This is a genomic window from Mesorhizobium sp. M4A.F.Ca.ET.020.02.1.1, assembly GCF_004022645.1.
Taxonomy (GTDB): domain Bacteria; phylum Pseudomonadota; class Alphaproteobacteria; order Rhizobiales; family Rhizobiaceae; genus Mesorhizobium.
Genome location: NZ_RZOI01000243.1, coordinates 1 through 7,694, shown reverse-complemented (window position 1 = coordinate 7,694; position 7,694 = coordinate 1). Strand labels below are relative to the sequence as shown.

Annotated in this window: 5 protein-coding genes and 1 pseudogene; 2 read left to right on the top strand and 4 right to left on the bottom strand. The window is 64.1% G+C overall.

What is annotated here, in order from left to right:
- Window positions 1–818, top strand: an 818-nt coding sequence (locus EN742_RS16700) for an RDD family protein (protein ID WP_148670125.1), incomplete at its 5' end; no start/stop codon positions are given.
- Between the two features lie 263 nt (window positions 819–1,081).
- Here EN742_RS16700 and EN742_RS16690 read toward each other — a convergent pair.
- A complete protein-coding gene (locus tag EN742_RS16690) occupies window positions 1,082–1,768 on the bottom strand; it encodes a D-lyxose/D-mannose family sugar isomerase (protein WP_128333046.1) in 687 nt (228 codons plus the stop codon).
- Between the two features lie 154 nt (window positions 1,769–1,922).
- On the opposite strand from EN742_RS16690, the gene EN742_RS16685 reads away from it, so the two are divergent.
- Window positions 1,923–2,981, top strand: coding sequence for a D-TA family PLP-dependent enzyme (locus EN742_RS16685; protein ID WP_127406722.1), 1,059 nt, complete (start codon window positions 1,923–1,925; stop codon window positions 2,979–2,981).
- 108 nt (window positions 2,982–3,089) lie between these two features.
- Here the strand turns inward: EN742_RS16685 and EN742_RS16680 are convergent, their stop codons facing one another.
- The 3 genes and pseudogenes from EN742_RS16680 to EN742_RS16670 all read right to left on the bottom strand — a co-directional run.
- A complete protein-coding gene (locus EN742_RS16680; protein ID WP_128333045.1) occupies window positions 3,090–3,893 on the bottom strand; it encodes a heme ABC transporter permease in 804 nt (267 codons plus the stop codon).
- Between the two features lie 235 nt (window positions 3,894–4,128).
- On the bottom strand, window positions 4,129–5,898 hold the full coding sequence (locus EN742_RS16675; RefSeq protein ID WP_128333044.1) for a glucan ABC transporter ATP-binding protein/ permease: 1,770 nt from the start codon (window positions 5,896–5,898) through the stop codon (window positions 4,129–4,131).
- A 353-nt stretch (window positions 5,899–6,251) separates the two neighbouring features.
- Window positions 6,252–7,694 (bottom strand): annotated as a pseudogene (locus EN742_RS16670) (protein ndvB); the annotation flags it as partial.

The window sequence follows — 7,694 nt, the reverse complement described above, 5'->3', positions numbered from 1 at the left end:
CACCGGAAGGCGTCGATCTCAGGATCAGGCTTGCCGACGCCGGCACACGGGCCTCGGCCTTCCTGCTCGATGTGGTGATCATCGCCACCACCGCGGTCGTCATCACCATCGTCGCCCTGTTCGGGCTACGCGGCATCGGTTTCGGCGGGCTGCAGCCGCTGTTCGTGGTCTGGATCATCCTGATCTTCCTGCTGCGCAACGCCTATTTCATCGCCTTCGAGGCCGGCCGACGCGCCGCGACACCCGGCAAGCGCATCGTCGGCATAAGGGTCGCCTCGCGCAGCGGCGCGGGTCTCACGGTCGACCAGGTTATCGCGCGCAACCTGATGCGCGAGATCGAGATCTTCCTGCCGTTGTCGATCATCGCCGGACGCGGCGGCGCCGGCGTCGCCGACACGCTGACCACCGTCTTCGGACTGGTGTGGGCGCTGCTCTTCGCGCTCTTCCCGCTGTTCAACCGCGACCGGATGCGCATCGGCGACCTGCTCGCCGGAACCTGGGTGGTCGAGGCGCCGAGGCTGAAGCTCGTCGAGGACCTGTCGCGGAGCAAGGATCCAGTCGCGGCCCGTTTCAAGTTCAGCGCTGCGCAGCTCGACGCCTACGGCATCGCCGAGCTACACAAGCTGGAGGAAGTGCTGCGCCGCGACGACTATTTCGCGATGAAGGCCGTAGCCGAAATGATCGGGAAGAAGATCGGCGTGACGATCGAAGCGCCGGATTCCAGGGCGTTCCTGACCGCCTACTACGGCGAGCTCAGGGCGCATCTCGAACGCAAGCTGCTGCTCGGCAACCGCAAGGCGGATAAGTACGCGCGGTAGGCCGGAGCGGTATTCTCGATAATCACGAGACGTTGGTGCTGCCCCTCATCCGCCTGCCGGCACCTTCTCCCCGTATAATGACGGGGAGAAGAGGGCTGATCAAAATGCGGGCGCCTGTGCTGCAACGTGGCGATTGGCGAAGCCATCCGCGACAGCGTCTTTCTCCCCGTCACTATACGGGGAGAAATGCCCGGCAGGGCAATGAGGGGCAGCGCCGGCTCACGATACACTTGAACCGAAACCTGGCTCGCCGGGCTGATCTATTACCCCATCCACTTCTCATAGTCCGACACCAGCAGATGCAGCGGCGCGACGTCCTCGTCGATATTGGAGAAGCGGCCGATCGGCTCCCGAAAAACGTTGTCGGTGAGGTCGTCATTGACGGTGGAAACCTCGCCGATCAGCACATCCTTGCCCTCGGCCCAGAAGGCGTGCCAGACGCCCGGCAGCAGCGTGACGCTCTGGCCCGGATCGAGCTTCAAGAGCCCGCCCGCCGGCAGTCTAGTGATGGTGCCGTCGACCGGCACCGACACTTCGGCCTTCGGATCGATCCCGCCGTCGCGATCGTGCATGAACAGTTCCAGCACCAGCTTGCCGCCGCCGCGGTTGATGATGTCCTCGGCCTTGATGTTGTGGCGGTGCATGGGCGAGAGCTGGTCCTTGCGCGAGATCATGATCTTCTCGGCATAGAGCATGCCCATGCCGAGCTTCATGTCCTCGTAGCGGCCGTTGCGGACGGTGAACAGGAACAGGCCGAGCTCGTCGAACTTCTCCTGGCCGTAGTCGGTGATGTCCCAGCCGAGGCGCGAGGTGAAGATGGCTGACGAGTCTCCCTTATGCGCCTTCATCTCGTCCGGCGACCAATAAGCAAAGGGCGGCATGATATAGCCGAAGGAGCGGATGAAGGCGTCGGCTTCGCGGATGATGTCGTTGATTCTCGAGCGCTTCATGGGTTCTCTTCCTTCCGGCCGCTGCCTGCTGAAATGTGCCCATCCGAATAGCTCAATGCCGGTCCGCTGTCGACGCAAACTGACGGCTCTGGCCCGTGACATTCGGCCGGATCGGGGCCATAACGCGACCGGTTCTTATGGTGGTGACAATCGCATGCTAAGCATAGACGACCTCGATACGCCGGCGATCGTGATCGACGCCGCCCGCGCCGAAGCCAACATCAGAAAGGCGCAGGCGCATGCCGACGCCCATGGGCTGAAGCTCAGGCCGCACATCAAGACGCACAAGCTGCCCTATTGGGCGAAGAAGCAGATAGCGGCCGGCGCGGTCGGCATCACCTGCCAGAAGATCGGCGAGGCGGAGGTGATGGCCGATGCAGAGCTGACCGACATTTTTCTCCCCTACAACATCCTCGGGCGCGCCAAGCTCGAACGGCTGAAGGCGCTGCACGGCCGCGTGACGCTGTCGGTAACCGCGGACAGCCTGGTAACGCTGGAAGGCCTTGCAGCGACCTTTGCCGATGCCGGCCACCCGCTACAGGTACTGGTCGAGTGCGATACCGGCATGGGCCGCTGCGGCGTGCAGACGGCAGATGAAGCGGTGGTGCTGGCGAAAGCGATCGACAGCGCCAGGGGCCTCACCCTCGGCGGACTGATGACCTATCCGGCCGCCGGCAAGCAGACGCAGGCGGAGAGCTGGCTGGCAAGGGCGAAGCAGGCCCTTGCCGCGGCAGGCCTCGACTGCCAGCGCATCTCCAGCGGCGGCACGCCGGACATGTGGCGCTCGGGCGAGAACAGCGTCATCACCGAATACCGGCCCGGCACCTACATCTATCTCGACCGCTACCAGGTCGCCAAAGGCGTCGGCAGCCTCGACGATTGCGCGCTGACGGTGCTCGCGACGGTGGTCAGCCATCCAATGCCGACCCGTGCGATTCTCGATTCAGGCAGCAAGGCGCTGTCCTCCGATACACTGGGGCTGTCCGATTTCGGCGAGTTGCTCGGGGTGCCGGGCGCGAGGGTCACCAGCCTCAGCGAGGAGCATGGCAATGTCACGCTTTCCGACGGCGCGAAGCTTCGCATCGGCGAGCGCGTTCGCGTGGTGCCCGATCACTGCTGCGTGGTGACGAATTTGTTTGACCAGGTGCATCTTATCGACGGCGACAAGGTGCTGGAGACGCTGCCGGTGGCGGCGCGGGGGCGGATGGGGTGAGTGGCCTTTCCTTCTCCCCTTGTGGGAGAAGGTGGATCGGCGCGCAGCGCCGAGATGGATGAGGGGTGTTCCAGCGGAGTGTAGCGTTGGCGTTACCTGGAACACCCCTCATCCATCGCCTTCGGCGGCACCTTCTCCCACAAGGGGAGAAGGGGGAGCCCGCTCCGCCTGCCTGGCGGCAACCCTGCGCATGGCGATCACCCGGCGGCGGAAAATCTCCGTGCGCATCGCCATCAGGTGCAGCGCAAAGAACAGCACGGTGAAGCCGAGCGCCATCACCAGCAGCGGCCTCAGCATGGAGGCGTCGATGGTCGAGCCGCCCATGCGGAATACCGAGGCCGGCTGGTGCAGGGTGTTCCACCAGTCGACCGAAAACTTGATGATCGGGATGTTGATGAAGCCGACCAGGGTGATGATGGCGGCGGCCCAGGCGGCGCGGCTGACGTCATCCAGCGCACGCGTCAGCGCGATGATGCCGAGATACATCAAAAAAAGTACGAAGACCGATGGCAGCCGCTCGTCCCACACCCACCAGGTGCCCCACATCGGCTTGCCCCAGATCGAGCCGGTGATCAGCGCAAGTGCTGTGAAGGTGGCGCCGATGGGGGCCGCCGATTTCAGCGCGACATCGGCCAGTGGATGGCGCCACACCAGCGTGCCGAGCGCCGAAACCGCCATCAGCGAATAGCACATCATGGCGAGCCAGGCGAAAGGCACGTGGATGTACATGATGCGCACGGTGATGCCTTGCTGGAAGTCCTCCGGCGCGGTGAAGCTCATATAGAGACCGGCGGCAAGCAGGAGCACGGCAGCCGCGGCCAGCCATGGAACCAGCCTGTCGGCCAGCCCGACGAAACGCGTCGGGTTGGCGAGGTCGGCCCAGCCGCTCAGGCGTGAAGTGGTGTCGCTCATGCGGCCCTACATAGACCGGCGGCGCGTTTGCGGCAATCGAGCGGTTGTCGCAGCCTTCCCTTCTCCCCTTGTGGGAGAAGGTGGATCGGTGCGCAGCGCCGAGACGGATCAGGGTGTTGGAAGGCATGAGGCGGTTCACCGCAAGGCTATGCCAAGCTGGAACACCCCTCATCCGAACGAGCTTCGCTCGGCCACCTTCTCCCACAAGACAAGGGGAGAAGGAAAGACCTTGAGACTACGCGGCCTCGTTCACAGTACGGCTGAGGCGGCGGACCTCCTCGTCGTTGAGCAGGCCACCGGCGCGCAGCAGGCTGGCGAAGCGGCCATTGCGCAGCGACAGCTCGGCGAAGCCACCCTGCTCGACCACCCTGCCCTTGTCCATGAACACGACCAGGTCGGCGTCACGCACCGTGGTCAACCGGTGGGCGATGATGAAGGTAGTGCGGTTGCGGCGCAGCTCATCGATCGCTTCCTTGACGCGATCCTCGGTTTCGACGTCGAGCGCGCTGGTCGCCTCGTCGAGCACCAGGATCGGTGCGTCCTTGAGCACGGCGCGGGCAATGGCGATGCGCTGGCGCTCGCCGCCCGAAAGCTGGCCGCCACGCTCGCCGACGACGGTGTCGTAGCCGCTGCTCTTCGACAGGATGAAATCCTGCGCGGCGGCGGCGTTGGCGGCGGCGTGCACCTCGTCATAGGTCGCCTCGGCGCGGCCGACACGGATGTTGTCCTCGATCGAACGGTTGAGCAGACCGGCATCCTGGAACACGGTGGCGATCGAGTGGCGCAGCGACTTGCGGGTCACCGAACGGGTGTCGATGCCGTCGATCAGGATACGGCCGCTCGAGGGCGTGAAGACGCGCTGCAGCAGGTTGATGAGCGTCGTCTTGCCGGCGCCGGTCGGACCGACGATGGCTACCGTCTGGCCGGCCTGAACCTCGAAGGAGACGTCGTCGACGCCCTGCCCCGAATTGGCGAATTCGAAGCCGACATTCTCGAAGCGGACGTGGCCGGTGACGTTGGCCAGCTCGCGCAGACCTTCCGGCTCGGCAGTGTCGGCGGCCGAATCTTCGAGACGATAGTAGTCCTCGAGCTTGGCCCGCGCCTCTGAGATCTGGGTGGAGAAGGCCGACATCTGATCGAGGCGGGCGATCAGCATCCCTGCAAAGCCGATAAAGGCAACGACGTCGCCGACGCGGAGCTCACCGCGAGTGACGAGGTAGGCGCCGATCGAAAGCACGATCATCATCGAGATGGTCGACGACAGCCGGTTCAACGCACTGGCGATCGCCCACCAGTCGAGCACCGGATTCTGCGCGTCGAGCAGGTCCTTGACGTAACGCTTCAGCGTCGCGGTCTCATGGCCGATGCGGTTGTAGCTCTGCAGCACGGCGACATTGCTGACGCTATCGGTCACATGGGCAAACACGGTGTGGTAATGGCGCTCGACAGCGGTCTGCCCGGACTTGGTGCGACGCATGACGATACGGCCGATGCCGACATAAAGCACGCCAAGGCCAAGCAGCACCAGCGACATGCGAATGTCCATGGCAAGCGCGGTCGGCACCAAAAGCACCAGTGCGATGGCCGTCGAGAGATGCACGCGCATGAATTCGAGCCACAGGCTGAACAGGGTCTCGACGGCGCGCAACAGCGTTTGTAGTGAATTGGACGTGCCGCGCTGATGATGCCAGGCGAGCGGCATGGTGATGACGCGCTCGAAGGACTGGCACAGCACCTCCGAGCGGCGGGCATGGGCGAAGCGGTCGGCGCCACGCGCCACCAGCACGACAGCAACGACGTTGAACGCGCCGAGAGCTGCCCAAACGGCGAGCGTCGAAAACACCGGGCCTTTTTCAGCGATGGCACCGATCACCCGGCCCAACAGGATCGGCTCGAGGATCGCGATCGCGGCGAGCGCGACATTGGCGCCGCAAATCAGAGCGACGCGCTTCTTGTCGGCAGCCAGATAACCCAGAGCTCTCCAGTAGATCTGCAGAAGTGACACTTCAGCTACTCCGCCAAACTTTCATTGTGCAGTGCACCATTTCTTGACACGTACCGGTTAACGGGTCGCAAAACAATGCCCGTCTAGCTCTTCCGTTCCCATTCTGCGAACAAAAGATGACGACGTTGCGAAATCTGCCGTGATCACCTAACGGTTTGAGATAAAAGGTGAAATGTCAGCCTTGCGGCAAAATCATGGCAGCGGCCAGGAGCTGCCACATTTTTAATCACCAAGAGCTTGCGTAGCGGAAGCTAATGCGCCCGGCCGGATGCCGGCAAAAAGCATGCGCAAATAACGCTCCAACATAACACGCGCCCCGAAGGGCGCGCGCAGACGGCTTCAAGTCATTGATTTTACGCAGGTATCTTGACGACAACCTCAGCCATCTCACCGGCCTTCGGCTCGAAAGACGAGGATTTTGTCTTGGTTCCATTGACTTCGAGCGAGATGGATTTGGTCTTTTTGTCGCGGATGACACGAACCTTGACTTCCGCCCCCAGCATCTTGAGCGTTGCCGCGTAGCCATCCCAGTGGCCAGGCAGTTTCGGCCGGAATGTGATCTGCTTGCCGCGCCGCTCGATGCCGAGAATGCCCTCGACCGCCGCGCGGTACAGCCAGCCGGCGGAACCCGTGTACCAGGTCCAGCCGCCACGCCCGCCCTTGCCTTCGCCGGCATAGATGTCGGCTGCCACGGCATAGGGCTCGACCCTGTAGTGCTCGGCTGCCGCCTCGTCCGAGGCGTGATTGACCGGGTTCAGCATCGAGAAGCAGCGATAGGCGTCGTCGGTGCGGCCCATTTCGGCGAGCGCGATGACGAACCAGGTGGCCGCGTGGGTGTACTGGCCGCCATTCTCGCGCACGCCGGGCGGGTAACTCTTGATGTAGCCGGGATCCTTCTCCGTCTTCGAGAAGGGCGGCGTGAACAGCTTGACGATCTTGAGCTCGTCGTCGACCAGCATCTTGGTCGCCTGGTGCATGGCCGTGGTCGAACGCACCGGATCGCCCTCGCCCGAAAGTACGCTCCACGACTGGGCGATGGAGTCTATCTTGCATTCCTTGGCGTCATGCGAGCCGAGCGGCGTGCCGTCGTCGAAGCTGCCGCGCCGGTACCACTGCCCGTCCCACGCGGTGGCCTCCAGCGCCCGCTTCAGCACGTCGGCATGCTTGTTCCAGGCCTGCGCCCGCTTGGCGTCGCCTTGCGCCTTGGCCACCGGGGCAAAGTCGCCCAGCGTCTTTAGCAGGAACCAGCCCAGCCACACGCTCTCGCCCTTGCCGCCCTCGCCGACGCGGTTCATGCCATCGTTCCAGTCGCCGCCGAGGATCAGCGGCAGGCCGGCGGGGCTGCTGCGCTTGATGGCGAGATCCAGCGCCCGCGCGCAGTGATCGTAAAGCGAGGCGGTGGTCTTGGAGACCTCCGGCGTGAAGAAGGCATCGTGCTCGCCCTCGCCGAGCGGCTGGCCGTCGATGAAGGGAAGCTGCTCCTTGAGGATCGCCGCGTCGCCGGTCACGTCGATATAGCGGGCCGTTGCATGGGCCAGCCAGACGACGTCGTCCGAGATCATGGTGCGCACGCCGGCGTCGGTGCGCGGCAGCCACCAGTGCTGCACGTCGCCCTCCGGGAACTGCCGGCGCGCCGCGTTGAGGATCTGGTCGCGCGCCAGCTTCGGATCATGCGCCAGCAAGGCCAGCGTATCCTGCAGCTGGTCGCGGAAGCCGAAGGCGCCGCTCGCCTGGTAGAAGGCGGAACGAGCGCGGATGCGGCAGGCAAGGCTTTGGTAAGGCAGCCAGTGGTTGAC

What these genes read in the sequence shown, in the direction of transcription:
- EN742_RS16690 (WP_128333046.1), bottom strand. Translation starts at nt 1,768, where the DNA reads ATGAAGCGCTCGAGAATCAACGACATCATCCGCGAAGCCGACGCCTTC.
- EN742_RS16685 (WP_127406722.1), top strand. Translation starts at nt 1,923, where the DNA reads ATGCTAAGCATAGACGACCTCGATACGCCGGCGATCGTGATCGACGCC.
- EN742_RS16680 (WP_128333045.1), bottom strand. Translation starts at nt 3,893, where the DNA reads ATGAGCGACACCACTTCACGCCTGAGCGGCTGGGCCGACCTCGCCAAC.